11 protein-coding genes are annotated in these 15,767 nt (G+C 58.6%); 4 read left to right on the forward strand and 7 right to left on the reverse strand.

Annotated features, from left to right (window positions below; translation table 11 throughout):
- Positions 1-21 precede the first annotated feature (21 nt).
- Together KSX58_RS05190 and KSX58_RS05195 are read left to right on the forward strand one after the other, a co-directional pair.
- Positions 22-603, forward strand: a complete 582-nt coding sequence (locus KSX58_RS05190; RefSeq protein ID WP_003809512.1) for a xanthine phosphoribosyltransferase — start codon at positions 22-24, stop codon at positions 601-603.
- 109 nt (positions 604-712) lie between these two features.
- Positions 713-2,038 carry a nucleobase:cation symporter-2 family protein gene (locus KSX58_RS05195; protein ID WP_151910643.1) on the forward strand — a complete coding sequence of 442 codons (1,326 nt, stop codon included), beginning with the start codon at positions 713-715 and terminating at the stop codon, positions 2,036-2,038.
- 120 nt (positions 2,039-2,158) lie between these two features.
- Here KSX58_RS05195 and KSX58_RS05200 read toward each other — a convergent pair whose 3' ends face one another.
- The 4 genes from KSX58_RS05200 to KSX58_RS05215 form a co-directional block, all read right to left on the reverse strand.
- Positions 2,159-3,979 carry an acyltransferase family protein gene (locus KSX58_RS05200; RefSeq protein WP_046999232.1) on the reverse strand — a complete coding sequence of 607 codons (1,821 nt, stop codon included), beginning with the start codon at positions 3,977-3,979 and terminating at the stop codon, positions 2,159-2,161.
- A gap of 215 nt (positions 3,980-4,194) precedes the next feature.
- Positions 4,195-5,424, reverse strand: a complete 1,230-nt coding sequence (locus tag KSX58_RS05205) for an acetate/propionate family kinase (protein ID WP_011743107.1) — start codon at positions 5,422-5,424, stop codon at positions 4,195-4,197.
- 89 nt (positions 5,425-5,513) lie between these two features.
- The gene (gene pta / locus KSX58_RS05210; RefSeq protein ID WP_021912839.1) at positions 5,514-7,184 is read right to left on the reverse strand and encodes a phosphate acetyltransferase; all 1,671 of its coding nucleotides are present in this window, start codon (positions 7,182-7,184) and stop codon (positions 5,514-5,516) included.
- Between the two features lie 202 nt (positions 7,185-7,386).
- Entirely contained in the window at positions 7,387-9,864 is a 2,478-nt protein-coding gene (locus KSX58_RS05215) for a phosphoketolase (RefSeq protein WP_003809521.1), read from the reverse strand.
- Between the two features lie 456 nt (positions 9,865-10,320).
- Here KSX58_RS05215 and guaA point away from each other — a divergent pair, with 456 nt between their 5' ends.
- Positions 10,321-11,883, forward strand: a complete 1,563-nt coding sequence (guaA, locus tag KSX58_RS05220; protein WP_085380855.1) for a glutamine-hydrolyzing GMP synthase — start codon at positions 10,321-10,323, stop codon at positions 11,881-11,883.
- Positions 11,884-12,020: 137 nt separating this feature from the next.
- Here the strand turns inward: guaA and aroA are convergent, their stop codons facing one another.
- Complete coding sequence (gene aroA, locus KSX58_RS05225) at positions 12,021-13,370, reverse strand: 3-phosphoshikimate 1-carboxyvinyltransferase (protein WP_195481991.1); 1,350 nt, start codon at positions 13,368-13,370, stop codon at positions 12,021-12,023.
- Positions 13,371-13,484: 114 nt separating this feature from the next.
- On the opposite strand from aroA, the gene KSX58_RS05230 reads away from it, so the two are divergent.
- The gene (locus tag KSX58_RS05230) at positions 13,485-13,850 is read left to right on the forward strand and encodes a phage holin family protein (protein WP_003809526.1); all 366 of its coding nucleotides are present in this window, start codon (positions 13,485-13,487) and stop codon (positions 13,848-13,850) included.
- Between the two features lie 354 nt (positions 13,851-14,204).
- Here the strand turns inward: KSX58_RS05230 and KSX58_RS05235 are convergent, their stop codons facing one another.
- The gene (locus KSX58_RS05235) at positions 14,205-14,450 is read right to left on the reverse strand and encodes a phage holin (protein ID WP_195229528.1); all 246 of its coding nucleotides are present in this window, start codon (positions 14,448-14,450) and stop codon (positions 14,205-14,207) included.
- A 65-nt stretch (positions 14,451-14,515) separates the two neighbouring features.
- The coding region (locus tag KSX58_RS05240; protein WP_369597718.1) for a GH25 family lysozyme at positions 14,516-15,767 on the reverse strand (1,252 nt) is incomplete at its 5' end.

The raw sequence follows: 15,767 nt of genomic DNA on the forward strand, positions 1-15,767 counted from the left end.
CCGACAAGATTAAGGGGTTTCATGAAGGAACTTGAAGAGCGCATTGCGCAACAAGGTACCGTCAAGCCCGGCAATGTGCTGAAAGTGGACGCGTTCCTCAACCATCAGTGCGATGTCGAGCTGTTCGACCATATGGGCGCCGCCTGGGCCGAGCATTTCAAGGGCAAGACCATCGATAAGATTCTGACCATTGAGGCTTCCGGCATTGGCATCGCCTGTGTCGTGGCCCGTCATTTCGGCAATGTCCCGGTGGTGTTCGCCAAGAAGGCGCAGTCCATCAATCTTGACGGCGACCAGTACACGACCACCGTGTATTCCTTCACCAAGCAGAAGGAGTTCCCTGTCATCGTGTCCAAGCGCTATCTCAATGAAGGCGACCACGTGCTGCTGATCGACGATTTCCTTGCCAACGGCAAGGCGTTAAAAGGCCTGATCGAGCTGTGCCATGAGGCCGGAGCCACTGTGGAAGGCATCGGCATCGCAGTGGAAAAGGGCTTCCAAGGCGGTGGCGACCAGCTGCGTGAGGAAGGGTACGACGTCGATTCCCTGGCAATCGTCGAATCGATGGATCCGGAAAACGGCACCATCGAATTCCGCTCCTGATTTTTTCAGTACGCTCAAACGATTATAAGAGAGGATGTAACAGTTGAGCGAAGAGAAGAACACAGAGAAAACCGAAAAAAAGACGAAGGCAAAAGACACTAAAAAAGGCGTGTCTTTTGAGGCGTTGAGCAGTCTTGACGCACCGGTGTCGTTCTGGAAGGGCATTCCGTTCGGCCTGCAGCACGTCATGGCCATGTTCGTGGCGAATCTCGCGCCTATCTTCCTGGTGGCCACGGCCGCCAAGATGGATGCCGCGCAGTCCGCCGCCATCATTCAGGCCGGCCTGCTGGTCGCAGGTCTCGGCACCTGCCTGCAGCTGTACGGTGTGTGGCTGATTGGTTCCCGTCTGCCGATGGTCACCGGCATTTCCTTCACCTACGTCGCGGCCGCCATGTCGATCGCGCAGCATCAGGGTTATGGCGCAGTCGCCGGCGCCGTGGTGCTTGGCGGCCTGTTGGAGGTCGTGCTTGGTTTGACGGCCAAGTATTGGCGTCGTTTCGTTCCGCCGATCGTTTCCGCGATTGTCGTCACCTCGATTGGTTTTTCGCTCCTGTCCGTCGGTGCCACGAGCTTCGGCGGCGGTTCCGGCGCGAAGGATTTCGGCAGCTGGCAGAATCTGACGCTTGGCCTGATTTCGCTGGTGGCTTGCCTTGCGTTCCAGCTGCTCATGAGGGGCACCGCCAAGCAGCTTTCCGTGCTGTTCGGCCTTGTCGTGGGCTATGTGGTCGCGATTTTCATGGGAAAGGTCGATTTCTCCGGTTTCGCCAATCTGCAGGTCGTGTCGGTGCCGCATTTCATGCCGTTCAAGCTTGAGTTTGATCCGGGTGCGATTATCTCCTTCGCTCTGCTGTATGTCGTTTCCTCGGTTGAGGTGTTGGGCGACACAGCGGCGCTTACCAAGGTCGGTCTCGACCGTCAACCCACCGACAAGGAAACCGCCGGAGCTATTGCCGGCGACGGTTTGATCTCCTCCGTGTCCGGTTTGTTCGGCTGCCTGCCATTGACTTCGTTTGCGCAGAACATCGGTCTGGTGGCGATGACCAAGGTGGTCAACCGCAAGGTGATTCTTTCCGGCGGTCTGATTTTGGTGCTTGCCAGCTTCGTTCCGGCCGTTGCAGAGGTCTTCAACTCCCTGCCGCAGGCTGTGCTTGGCGGCTGCACCATCATGATGTTCGGCAATATCATCCTGTCCGGATTCCAGATGATTTCCGAGGCCGGTTACACGCAGCGCAACATCACCATCGCCGCGTTGAGCCTGACCATTGGCATCGGTTTCACCCAGGTCGGCGACATTTTCGCCAACTTCCCGGCGCTGTTCCAGTCCATCTTCGCTTCCAACTGCATCGCGGTGTCGTTCGTGGTGGCTGTGATTCTCAACGCCGTTCTGCCTAGCGAGGAGCACTTCCTGTCCGCTCCTCAGCATCAGGAGGCCTGATTTCCCTAATATCGGCATCGTCCGCATATGAATGATCCCCATTCCGATTTCCACGGAATGGGGATCATTCATATGCGACGGCATGTGGCGGACCTCGTATGGAAGTCGTCAACGCATCAATCAGTGCCCTTGCTTGATCCAAGCGGCGATTGAATCCTTGACCGCCTGCGCGTAGATCGTATTGGACATTCCCGGATGGATGCCATCTCCGGCAAGTTCGTCAGCATGCTGGGAAATGGTCCCGTCCCAATCGACCAGTACGACGTTGTTGGAATGCGCCGCGGCGAATTGCTTCAACACGGCATTGGTGCCGGGAACCCATGAAACGGGAGCGTGCGCGTTAATGAGCACCAGCACATGATCGGGGCCGACATCATTCAGCAGATCGTCAAGCTGATCATTGGTCACCACGGAGTTGGTGGCAAGTCCCACCAAGACCCAGGGGCGCAGATTTCCTTGCGCTTTCAATTGATCGACAAGACCCTGTCCCTTCGCCATCGACCGTGAGACTTCGGCATCCACAATGATGTTGGGGAACGTGTCTTGCAATCCTTTGCTGGACGCCAGCATCACCGAATCTCCGATGGCGGCCATTTGCGAACCATCCGGCATCTTATGCCGTGGCTTCCTTGGCATCGGTGTTCTGCGTCGTTCCAAAGCGGCATGATTGCGTTGCTGCAACAGCCTGGCGCTGATACCCAAGGATTGCGCCACACTGGTTTGTTCCGATGCCGTCGCCACAGCGTATCCGCAGAAGCTCCATGAGCATGCCAGCACCACGACCGTGGATATCAGACGGCCGCAATGCTCGGCTTCGTCTCCACTGATCGGACGAATCAACGCGATGAATCCCGCACGAGCGACTGGCTTCTCGAACAGTCGCCAAGATGCGAACGCGAACAGCACGGTGAGGATGAAGGTGAAGGACAGCAGCCTGTCGGCATGCCATGCGCCCCACTGGGGCAGCAGGGATCTCAGCAGCAGCCATAATGGCCAATGCCACAGATAAATGCCATACGAATAATGGCCCAAAGCGGCAAGCGGCTTGAACACAAGCAGATCCTGCATCCAGGATCCGAATGGTATGGTTCCTGCGATCAGCATCACAGCAAGCACGGAGGCGACGAAGATACCGCCATGGAACGCCGCTGGGCCTTGAGTGATATGCCGCATCATCCACAGCAATGCCAGCAATGAGCCAAAGGCAACTATCGGGCCGAATTGAATCCATATCTTATGGAATCGTTCCATTATCCGCGATTCATTGGCTCGCCCATGCTCATGTCTGAGAATCGGCAGTATCCAAGCCAGCGCGGCACCGAGCCATAGGCCCATGGCGTGCGTGTCGGTGCCGAAATACACACGTGTGGGGTCAGCGCCAGAGTGGTATAGCAGTCCCATGGATACCGCGCTTGCTCCGGCAAGGGCTGTCAGTATGCATACCGGAGCCCATCTGATGATGATTTTTCGCAGCAGCAAAACCACGAATGGAGCGATCAGATAAAACTGCATGAGCAACGACATGAACCATAGGTGACGGAATATGTCAGGGTTCATCTGGGAGAAATAGCTGGCTCCGCTGCTGATGGCATACCAGTTGTAGCATCCCAGAAGCACGGTCATGATCTGGTTCCGGATGCCGACAAGCATGTCGCGGTTCACCAGCCATGCCAACGTCACCGAGATCGGGATAAGAGCAAACAGCGCGGGATAAATCCGGCGGAACCGTTTGAGGAAGTACTCCCCCAGTTCCAAGCCTTTACCTGAATCGATACGATTGAGCAGCGATGAGAAAATCAGGAAACCGGAGATGGTGAAGAACACATCCACACCGAAAAACCCGCCTTGAAGCGAAAGCTCATCGCAGTGATACAGCACAATCGCAATAAGGGCTATGCCTTTAAGCCCGTCCAAACCGACGAAACGTCGTTTAGCAGCCACGAATAACCAACCGTTCTCTCTTACATCATTGCACGGTACAGTGCAACCTGTCGTATCGTACTACCAAGCAATCCCTTGCGAATCGCGGAAAAGGGGGCCCAACGCACTGCGCCGCCGTGCCTGATTGACCGATGATATCGATTATCAGGCACGGCGGCGCAGATTCATACCGTTTGCCGTCACGTTCCTCTACCAGCCGAAACGTGACACGTCACTCACTTGGAGAAGACGTTGCCGTAGGAGTCCTTGCCTTCTTCTGCGATGGCGGCGGACTTGCGGGCGATGGCCAGCTCCTCGTTGGTCGGGATGACGCAGATGGTGACTGCGGAATCCGGGGTGGAGATGATGCGCGGTTCCTTGGAACGGGTCGCGTTCTTCTCCTCATCCAGCTTGACGCCGAACGGAGCGAGCTTGTCGCAGACCATCTTGCGCACGACGTCATCGTTCTCGCCAACGCCTGCGGTGAAGGTGATCACGTCGACGCCACCCATCTGAGCGGTGTAGTTGCCGATGTAGCCGACGATGCGGTGCACGTAGATGTCGAGAGCCAGCTTGGCGTCCTCGTTGCCCTCTTCGACCAGACGATGCACTTCACGCAGGTCGCCGAAGCCGGTCAGACCCATCATGCCGGAACGCTTGTTGAACAGGGTGTCCAGTTCGTCCACGCTCATGTGGGCGTTGCGAATCAGGTGGAAGACGACGGCCGGATCGATGTCGCCGGTACGGCCACCCATCACGAGGCCTTCCAGCGGGGTCAGACCCATGGAGGTCTCAACCGGCTTGCCGGAGATTTCGGCGGAGGCGGAAGCACCGTTGCCGATGTGCAGCACGATCTGCTTGAGGCCTTCGGCCGGCTTGCCGATGACGGACGGCACGACGGAGGAGATGAACTCGTGGGAGGTGCCATGGGCGCCGTAACGGCGGATGTGGTACTGCTGGGCGACTTCCTTGTTCAGCGCGTAGGTGCTGGAAGCCTTCGGCAGCTGGAAGAAGAAGGAGGAATCGAACACGAAGATCTGCGGAACATCCGGCAGCAGGGAGCGCATGACCTCAGCGCCCTTGGCCTCCGGACCGTTGTGCAGCGGGGCGAGCACGGCGAGGTCCTTGACCTGGCCGATGGTCTTGTCGTTGACCAGAGCCGGCTTCGGGAAGATGGAACCACCCTGCACCACGCGATGGCCGACGGCCACGATGCCTGCGTCGGCGAGCTTCGGGCCGAACTCGTCGAAGAAGCCGAGCACGCGCTTCAGACCCTGCTCATGGTCGTGAATCGGCTCTTCGAGCTCATGCTTCTCGCCGTTGTACTCGTGCTTGTAATGACCGTCAACCGGCTCGCCGATCTTCTCGACCAGACCGGAAGCGATACCTTCGCCGGTTTCAAGATCAACCAGCTGATACTTGATAGAGCTGGAACCGGAATTGATGACAAGGACGGTTTTCGCCATTGTGGGCATCCTCCATGTGTTAATCGATGTGCCGCTTACGCGACTTTCCAAAACCTTAGATTACTCGTTGCTTGCTACAAAATGCCCGATTACTGGGCTTCGATGGCGGTCAGGGCGATGGTGTTGATGATGTCCTGGACCGTGGCGCCACGGCTCAGATCGTTCACCGGGCGGTTGAGACCCTGCAGCACCGGTCCAACGGCGGCCGCTCCCGAGGAACGCTGTACCGCCTTGTATGCGATGTTGCCCGCGCACAGATCCGGGAATACGAACACATTGACATGGCCCGCCACCGGATCGCCCTTGGCTTTGGTCGCGGCCACGGTCGGAGACCATGCCGCGTCGAACTGGATCGATCCGACCACCGCAAGGTCGGGAGCCTTGTCTTTGACGATGGTGGTGGCTTCCTCGACGAGGTCGACGTCGGGTCCTTTTCCGGAGCCCAGCGTGGAATAGGACAGCATGCCCACCTTCGGTTCAAGGCCGAACGCCTTGGCCGTTTCGGCGGATTGGATCGCGATTTCGGCGAGCTGCTCGGCATTGGGGTTAAGGTTGATGGCACAGTCGGCGAACACGGCGACATGGTCCTTGAAACACATCAGGAACGCTCCGGATACCAACGATGTTCCTGGCTTGGTCTTGATGACCTGCAGGGCCGGACGCACGGTATTGGCCGTGGAGTTGACGGAACCGGACACGAGGCCGTCCGCCATGCCCATCACCACAAGCATGGTGCCGAAATAGCTGTCATCGGCCAGCTGTTTGCGCGCCTGCTCTTCGGTCATGCCTTTCTTGGCGCGCAGCTCGCACAGCTTCGCCACCATGGGTTCCAACACCGTTTCATCATCCTTGGCTTGGAATTTCGCCTTGCCAAGCGATTTCAATCCCAATTCCTGACCACGGGCGAGAATGGCGTTTTCGTCTCCGACGATGATCAGATCGACGATGTCGCGTTCCAGCAGATAATCGGCGGCTTTGATGATGCGATCCTCGTTGCCCTCCGGCAGCACGATGGTCTTCTTGTCCGCCTTCGCCTTGCCCAGCAGACCGTATTGGAAAGCATAGGGTGTGGTCGGGGCGTCGAATGGCGATTCGAGTGCCGCGGTCAGTTCCGCGGCGTCGACGTTCGTCGCGAACGCTTCGTCTGCCTTGCTGATGGCGTCATCGTCGTTGAAATCGACGGCAGGTAGCGTCCACACCGGCACCGGGTAGTCGACGAAGCATGCTTTGAGCGGATCCGGCTGCGTGTCGTCACACCCAGTAATGAACACGCCGACGACTTTGCTCCCGGCGTCTTCGATGACCTTGGTGGATGCCTCAACCGTGCTTTTGACTTGTTCCGGTGTGCGTTCGATAGTGCATACGGCCAGCAGGACCGGCGATTGGAGGTCTGCCGCGAAGTCAGCGTTGAAAGAGAACATCGCGGGATCATTGACTGCTGACCTGTCGGTGCCGACAATCACCATGGCATCCGGTCGGGCTGTTTCTACGGCTTGGGTGTAGGCCGCAACGATATCCGCCCGCGAACCTTCCTTATCGTTACGAGCGCGCTTGGGGCACACGCCGACGGACTGTTCCCGGCTCAAACCGGCATTGGAAGCTTCGATCAGCACGTCCGTGAAGGTGTCTTTTCTGCAGACCGCCGGACGGAACACTCCGGTCTTGCCGGCTGCGGCAAGTGCCTTGGTGACTCCAAGGGCGACAACATTACGGCCGTTAGCCGCTTCGGGACTGATGATGGTGACGCTGGTAAAACTCACGGTGTCTCCTATGTACTTCACATTATTCGGGTGCGATACCACATCGTTCGCACAATGAGCAATTGTAATGTGCAAACGGTAACTGACACGCGCTAGCGGTTTTGCTGTTTTAAGCCAAGCATATCGCACCGTAATACGAAAAAGCCCCAAGGGAACAATCCCTTGGGGCTTTTATCAAGCAATCAGGCCAAATAGCCTAGGCTCACTCGTTATCGCCAGCGGTTGCGGCGGTAGCGGAGACAGCACCCTGCTTGTTGGTGTTGACACCGGAGTAGACCCAGTCGGTGTAATCCGGGTGATCGTAGCCGTTGTCGACAGCGAACTGGAAGGCTTCCTGACGGAAGGCCTCGAGCTCGTTGATCTTGTCGGCGTACTTGTCAGCGTCGATCATGCGCAGAGCTTCAGCCTGGAGCTCGTAGCGATCGATGTTGTTCACGCGAACCATGTCGTACGGGGTGGTGGTGGAGCCCTGTTCCTCGTAGCCGTGAACGTTGAAGTTGTCGTGGTTCGGGCGATCGTAGATCAGACCACGCACGTCGCGGGCATAGGAGTGGTAAGCGAACAGGACCGGCTTGTCCTCGGTGAACAGCTCAGCGAACTCCTCATCGGAGAGGGCCTCGTTGTTCTCCTTGGCGGACTGCAGCTTGACCAGGTCAACCACGTTGACGACCTTGAACTTGATGCCCATGGCGTCCAGCTTGTCGGCAGCGGCCATGATTTCCTGAGTCGGAACATCACCGGTGGCGGCGAGCACGATCTGAGCCTCATCGTTGGACTTCACGTTGGAAGCCCACTTCCACTCGGCAGCACCCTTCTCGAGCTCGGCGCGAGCTTCGTCCAGGGTCAGCCAGGTGGCGGCCGGCTGCTTGCCGGCGATGATGGCGTTGATCTTGTTGGTGGACTTGTAGCACTTCTCAGCCACAGCGAGCAGCATGTTGGAATCCACCGGGAAGTAGATGCCGATCACGTGATCGTTGTTGAAGCACTTGTTCAGCAGGACGGAGGTGACACCCGGATCCTGGTGGGAGAAGCCGTTGTGATCCTGACGCCACACGTGGGAGGAGACGAGCAGGTTCATGGAGGAGATCGGCTTGCGCCACGGAATCTCGCGGACGGTAGCCTCGAGCCACTTGGCGTGCTGGTTCAGCATGGAGTCGATCACGTGCACGAAGGACTCATAGGAGCTCCAGATGCCGTGACGGCCGGTCAGCAGGTAGCCCTCGAGGAAGCCTTCCATCTGGTGCTCGGAAAGCTGCTCGGTGACCTGGCCGGTGACAGCCATGTGCTCGTCGACCTGAGCGGACAGGTAGCCGGCGTCCCACTGCTTGTTGGTGACGTCGTAAGCGGCCTGCAGACGGTTAGAAGCGGTCTCATCCGGTCCGAAGATACGGAAGGAGTCCGGGTTGTTCTTGATGATGTCGCGGGTGTAGACGCCCAGACGACGGGTGGCCTCGAGCTGGCCCCAGCCGTGGCCGTACTCGGCGACTTCCTTGACCTCGTAGTCTTCCAGCTTCGGCAGCTTCAGCTCTTCGCGGATGCGGCCACCGTTGGCGTTCGGGTTCTCACCGATGCGCAGTTCGCCGGTCGGCATGAAGGCGGTGACTTCCGGCTTCACGGCGCCGTTCTCGTCGAACAGCTCTTCCGGCTTGTAGGACTCGAGCCAGTTCTTGAGGACCTCGAAGTGGGCCTCGGTATCGCGGGCGGAAGCCAGCGGCACCTGGTGGGAACGCCAAGAGCCCTCGGTCTTCTTGCCGTCGATGAACTTCGGGCAGGTCCAGCCCTTCGGGGTACGGAAGATGATCATCGGGTAGAACGGACGAGTCATGTCGTCGGTCTGAGCGGCGGCCTTGATGTCGCAGATCTCGTCGAAGACGGTCTCGAACAGCTCGGCGAAACGACGGTGGATCGACAGGTGATCCTCGTTGTCGAAGCCAGCGACGAACTCGTACGGCTCATAGCCCATGCCGTGGAAGAACTCGTGGAGCTCTTCGTCGGAGATGCGGGACAGGATGGTCGGGTTGGCGATCTTGTAGCCGTTGAGGTGCAGGATCGGCAGCACGATACCGTCGGTGCGCGGGTTGATGAGCTTGTTGGACTGCCAGCCGGTGGCCAGCGGGCCGGTCTCAGCTTCGCCGTCGCCGACGATGGCCGGGACGAACAGGCTCGGGTTGTTCATCACAGCGCCGTAGGCGTGGGACAGGGCGTAACCCAGCTCGCCGCCTTCGTGGATGGAGCCCGGGGTTTCCGGAGCGTAGTGGGACGGGATGCCACCCGGGTAGGAGAACTGGCGGAAGAACTTCTGCAGGCCAGCCTCATCCTTGGTGATGTTCGGGAAGTACTCGGTGTAGGTGCCGTCCAGGTAGGACTGAGCGGTACCAGCCGGGCCGCCGTGGCCCGGGCCCATGATGATCACAGTGTTCTGCTGGTGATCAGCAATGAGACGGTTGATGTGGCCGATGAGGAAGTTCAGGCCCGGGGTGGTGCCCCAGTGACCGACCAGACGGTGCTTGACGTCTTCGCGGGTGAAAGGCTCCTTCATCAGCGGGTTGCTACGCAGATAGATCTGGCCGATGGAGAGGTAGTTGGCTGCGCGCCAGTACTTATCCACGCCTTCGATAGCTTCCTCGGAAACCGGAGCGTTCAGCTTCTTCCAAGGGGTGCCAATAACAGGACTCGTCATGTGTACTCCTGTACTCCTGCACTGTGATGTGCGATTGTTTATTTCCTTAGGTCATGAGCCATGCCTAAAACCTTGCGGTTACGCGGTATGCCTCATTTCCAGTCACTTGCACATATTACGAGCGCGGTTCGACTTTTTGCTGTTTTTTTGCGACTGTGTGTTCAATTGTTATTTTTCTGTACGCAAATGTGTGCTTTTATCGGGATTTTTGTGCGTACTTCACACTCTATCAAAAAGATTGAAAAACGGCTCAAAATCAACGTTTTTAGTCGGTTAACACATGTTTCCCACGTTCGTTTCCCTAGATACACACGCGGCGTGTTGAGTAGGTGGGAGTAAGCAATTGTGAGATTCGTTCATTCTCCGTTCACGTGTTTCCAATGTCTCCTTGCAACGTCACAATAGAGCAGTTAGTATTGTTCGTTTCTTGATACCTCATATTAAAGGGAGAGTGTTATGGCTGCAGGTCCTGTGCTCGTTGTCGATTTCGGAGCCCAGTACGCCCAGCTGATCGCACGTCGCGTGCGTGAGGCCAATGTTTATTCGGAGCTCGTGCCGCATTCCATGCCGGTCGATGAGATGCTGGCCAAGGATCCGCAGGCCATCATCCTGTCCGGTGGCCCCGCTTCCGTGTTCGAACCGGGCGCTCCGCGCGTCGACAAGAAGCTGTTCGACGCGGGCGTTCCGGTGCTCGGCATCTGCTACGGCTTCCAAGCCATGGCATACGCGTTGGGCGCGGATGTCGACAAGGCCGCCCTGGGCGAATACGGCAAAACGGAAACCACCATCGACAAGGCGGAGGGTCTGCTCGACGGCTCTCCCGCAGAGCAAAGCACGTGGATGAGCCATGGCGTGGCCGTCAAGACCGCGCCGGAAGGCTTCGAAGTGCTCGCCCACACCGAAGGCGCACCGGTCGCCGCCATGCAGGACGAGTCCCGCAAACTGTACGGCGTGCAGTGGCATCCGGAAGTCAAGCACACTCCGATGGGCCAGAAGCTCATCGAGAACTTCCTGCACAAATGCGCCGGCCTTGGTGACAACTGGAACGCATCCAACATCATCGACGACCAGGTGACGAAGATCCGCGAGAAGGTCGGCGACGCACAGGTGATCTGTGGCCTGTCCGGCGGTGTCGATTCCGCCGTCGCCGCCGCGCTGGTGCACAAGGCCATCGGCGATCAGCTGACCTGCGTATTCGTGGACCACGGCCTGCTGCGCAAGGGCGAGGCCGAGCAGGTCAAGCATGATTTCGTCAAGGCCACCGGCATCAAGCTCATCGCCGTGGACGCCTCCGAAGACTTCCTCACCGCGTTGAAGGGCGTGAGCGAGCCGGAGAAGAAGCGCAAGATCATCGGAGAGAAGTTCATCCGCACTTTTGAGAAGGCGCAGCGTCAGGTCATCGAAGAGGCCGGTGCCTCCGGCAAGGAAGTCAAATTCCTCGTGCAGGGCACGCTGTATCCGGACGTCGTAGAGTCCGGCTGCGGCGATGGCGCGGCCAACATCAAATCGCACCACAATGTGGGCGGCCTGCCGAAGGACATCAAATTCCAGCTCATCGAGCCGCTGCGCACCCTGTTCAAGGATGAGGTGCGCGCCATTGGCACCGAACTCGGTCTGCCGGATGAGATTGTCTGGCGTCAGCCATTCCCGGGTCCGGGTCTCGGCATCCGCATCATCGGCGAAATCACCAAGGAACGTCTTGACCTGTTGCGCGAAGCTGATGCCATCGCACGTGAGGAGCTTTCCAAGGCCGGCCTCGACCGCGACATCTGGCAGTGCCCGGTCGTGCTGCTTGCCGACGTGCATTCCGTGGGCGTGCAGGGTGACGAACGCACCTACGGCTCGCCGATCGTGTTGCGTCCGGTGTCGTCCGAAGACGCCATGACCGCCGACTGGTCGCGTATCCCGTACGACGTGCTCGCCACCATCTCGACGCGTATTACCAACGAATGCCGTCAGATCAACCGCGTGGTGCTTGACTGCACTTCCAAGCCGCCGGCAACCATCGAATGGGAGTGAGCCCGCAGGCTTGACGCATAGCGGAAGGGGCTTTCCACAAACTATTCTTGTGGAAAGCCCCTTCCGCTATGTTACGGAAACAAGTCCGCTCTCGTCAGACGGACCGAACGTCCCCCGACGTCACTTTTGCATATCCGTCAAACAAGCATGTCATTCCACAGATCCACGAAATTCGGTAGGGTTTTCGCCGTCGTGGCGACGTTCTTCACTTGGATGCCTTTGATGCGTAGGCCAAGCATCGCCGCGAATGTGGCCATACGATGATCGGCATAAGTCTCCATCACGGATGGTCTAAGACGATTCGCCGACACAGGGGTTATCTCCAATCCATCGGGCAGTTCGTGGGCAGCTCCCCCAACGCGCGTAATCTCGTTGGCCAAAGCCTCCAGACGGTTCGTCTCATGCCCTCGTAAATGACCGATGCCGATCATGCGGGTAGGCTTGTCCGCAAAAACCAGAATCGCTGCAAGCGACGGCGCGATCTCACCTGCCGCCGTCAAGTCGAAATCACCTAGGCCGCTGACATGACCGTTGCCGGTCACTTCGCAGTACCGGACGTCGTCAATCACCGGGAAGCTGATCTCGGCTCCCATACGTTCCAAATATCCCGGAAGCATGCCTCCGGGTTGCGTAGTGGATTCCGGCCAATGAGGTACGCGCACGGTTCCTCCGGCGATGAGCGCTGCGCCAAGGAACGGGGCGGCATTCGACAGGTCAGGTTCGACCGTCACAGTTTCGGGCAACTGCACGGCTCCCGGCTGCACGATCCACACGCGAGCGTGTTCGTCTGCGTTGACACGCACGCCGGAACCATGCAGATCGGCCACGGTCATGCGAATATGCGGCAAACTCGGCGTCTTCTCCCCCGTGTGATGCAGTTCCAAACCGCCTGGCACTCGAGAGCCGATGAGCAATAGTCCTGAAATGAACTGCGAGGATCCCGAAGAATCAATGCTGACCACGCTCGGCTCAGCGCACTGGCTCACCGTTTGAGGTGGAGTGATTGTAAATGGCAGTCGACCTTCCTCGCCGTGGTATTCGATACATGCCCCCAACTGTTCAAGACCGTCCAACACCGGCTTCATCGGACGCGCGTACGCCTGCTCGTCACCGTCGAAAGCCACAGGACCGTCCGCGAACATGGCAAGACCGGGCACAAAGCGCATCACCGTTCCCGCAAGACCGCAGAACACCTTCGTACCACCGTGGAACCGGCCGTCGGACGGCGGCACCACTGTAACCGTGGTGTCAACCTGCTCGTCGATTTCGCAGCGCACTCCCAACGCGCGCAACGCGTCCATCATCAACTCGGTGTCACGTGAACGCAATAGACCGACCAATCGCACGGGTCGATGTCCGAGCGCCGCGAGAATGAGATAACGGTTCGACAGTGATTTGCTGCCCGGTACCACCACAGTGGCGTTCAACGGTTTGCCGGCATACGGTGCCGGCCACAGGTTCTCATGAAGTGCTTCCATATGGTTCATGGTAACCAAACCATGTGGAAAACGCCGCGCCCGTCTCGCATAGGTCGTCTTCCTGGCATGTTCCACAAATACATTCCTTTTTCATAAGACAACGCAATGTAATACGATGCTGTCATGGAGCATTTCATTTCACGTTGGTTGGTTTTGACCATTGCGGCCGGGGTCATGGTCACACTGCTTCCCGGCATGCACGCCGTTGGCGAACCACCCATTCTCGGCATCGGCGCGTTCGCGTTGTTCCTTGCGTTGATCAACGCGTCGATCAAACCGATCGTGCACACCATCGCATTGCCATTTTCGATTCTCTCGTTCGGACTAATCGCGTTAATCATCAACTGGCTGTTCATGGAGCTTGCGTCTTGGCTGGCCATAAGCCTGTTCGACGTGGGAGTAACCATCGATGGATTCTGGTGGTCCGTAATCGGATCGCTGATTATGGCCATCGTCTCCGGCATTGTCGGCACCGTCATTCAGGACTGATGCGATCGCGTATATAACTAAATGTCCTCCGCAATCTATCCGATTGCGGAGGACATTACTTTCGTTGTCGGGCTGACAGGATTTGAACCTGCGACATTCTGCTATATTCGGGCATGGCATGACTGAGCGTAGCCGGGTGTGAGCATTGTCAAGAACGTTGAAATTCCAACGTTTTTGACAATACGATACGCAGTGGTTCGCTTTGTTGAAATTAACTGTTCGCAACTGTCATCGTGTCGATATCGTGTCGATGTGGTCGAACCGCGCAGCCTTCCATCGGAAAATGAAAAAGGCCCCTCCCTCAGCATAGAAGCTGAGAGAGGGGCGAGTTCGAGTCTCACGTCAGAAAATTAATCACTGGCCGTCCTCGTCGGCCTTGACAGACGTGAGCTGGCTTACGCCGATGAGCGCGCCGACGAACAAGCCGATCGCGTTGATGGTCGTAACGAGTTCGCCGCAATGCGGCAGTCCCCATTGCGGGCCGACCGCACCAACCAACCATGCGATGGCCGGCAAGGCGATCAATGCGAGCCACTTGAGTATGTCGTATACCCTGCCCGGCAGCAGGTAATCGGATTTCGGACTATTGGATTCATCCATTTTTCACCTCCTTAAACATTGCGGCAACCGTCTCCACAACGCTTAAAGTCGTGGAAACGGGAGTTTCAGCGCAGGTACTGTCCGGGATAGATAACGTATGGGCTGCGGATGCCATTGCGTGCGGCAGCCGACTGCCAGCCGGATCCGTAGATGCTCCAAAGGCTTTCGCCGGAACGGACCACATGGCCTCCGACCCCGCTCGAAGCGATGGACACGGACGCGCCGCCATAGGTGACGATCTGCCCCGGATAAATCCTGTTGACGTCACCGCTCGGCACACGCCAGGCGGACACCGGCTTCAGGCCGGTGCGTTCGGCTATGGCGCACATGGTGTCGCCGGAACGGACCACGACGCTACGCGAACCCGTGGCGGCCGTTCCGCCGGAACCTCCGCCGAGGCGACTGTTGACGATCTGCATGACCGCCGCGTAATTGCCACCCAACGCCTGCCTGCGGGCCGGATCATTGCCGAAGTCGCCGCGGATGGTGCGCGTGGCCAAAGCGTTCAGGTCGACCGTCGGCGCGGTCGTTGGCTGGGGCTTCGGCTTGACGCTCGGCAGATTCGCCGCGCCCTTGTCGTCGGGGTTCGCGTACTTGCGCCATGCCGCGCGGTCGCCACGGAACCTGTTCAGGTCGAGTCGTCCGGACCAGCCGTTGAGACTGCCGTTGGACGTGTACTGCCGCATCACCTCGCCACGCGCGCCGAGGTTCCACGGGGCGGTCTGATAGCCGGTGACCATGTTCGTGGCGTACTGGGCGATCCAGATGCCGCAGTTCAGCTCGGTCTCCATGCCGGCGACCTGCCAGTAGCCGGAGTCCATCGTGTAGATGATGGGGTTCACGCCCGTCAGTCGCTTGACCTCGCGCGCCCACCTGCGTGGCCACTGCTTGTCGCCCCAGGCGGCGTTGTCCTGCGCCTCCCAGTCGAGGACCAGGACGCTCTTGTGCACGTATCCGCGCACATTGTCGACGAAGAACCGGGCTTCGGTCTCCGGGTTGCCTCCGCGCGCGTAATGGTAGACGCCGGTCTCCTTACCACTGTTGATGGCTCCGGCGAGTTGTCGGTTCGCGTCGGTGTTGACGCCGTTGGACAGGCAACCACCGTACACGCCGCCGGATCCCCATGTGGTGCCGACGATGACGAAATCTGCCGGCACGGTCGCGGTGTCGATGCCGCACTGCCAGTTCGAGATGTCGTACCCGTTCATGTCGGCCATCGCGGCCGGCGCGACCGCCATGGATATGGCGACCGTGAGCGCGGCCAGTAGCTTGCGCCATTGTCGGCGTGGATTCATGCGCTTGTGTTTCGGCTTGCCT

The organism is Bifidobacterium sp. MSK.17.10 (assembly GCF_019129655.1).
Taxonomy (GTDB): Bacteria; Actinomycetota; Actinomycetes; order Actinomycetales; family Bifidobacteriaceae; genus Bifidobacterium; species Bifidobacterium adolescentis.

Bases quoted from the DNA above. Each gene is read 5' to 3' on its own strand.
- KSX58_RS05190 (WP_003809512.1), top strand. From the start codon at position 22: ATGAAGGAACTTGAAGAGCGCATTGCGCAACAAGGTACCGTCAAGCCC.
- KSX58_RS05205 (WP_011743107.1), bottom strand. From the start codon at position 5,424: ATGGCGAAAACCGTCCTTGTCATCAATTCCGGTTCCAGCTCTATCAAG.
- KSX58_RS05215 (WP_003809521.1), bottom strand. From the start codon at position 9,864: ATGACGAGTCCTGTTATTGGCACCCCTTGGAAGAAGCTGAACGCTCCG.
- guaA (WP_085380855.1), top strand. From the start codon at position 10,321: ATGGCTGCAGGTCCTGTGCTCGTTGTCGATTTCGGAGCCCAGTACGCC.
- aroA (WP_195481991.1), bottom strand. From the start codon at position 13,370: ATGAACCATATGGAAGCACTTCATGAGAACCTGTGGCCGGCACCGTAT.
- KSX58_RS05230 (WP_003809526.1), top strand. From the start codon at position 13,485: ATGGAGCATTTCATTTCACGTTGGTTGGTTTTGACCATTGCGGCCGGG.
- KSX58_RS05235 (WP_195229528.1), bottom strand. From the start codon at position 14,450: ATGGATGAATCCAATAGTCCGAAATCCGATTACCTGCTGCCGGGCAGG.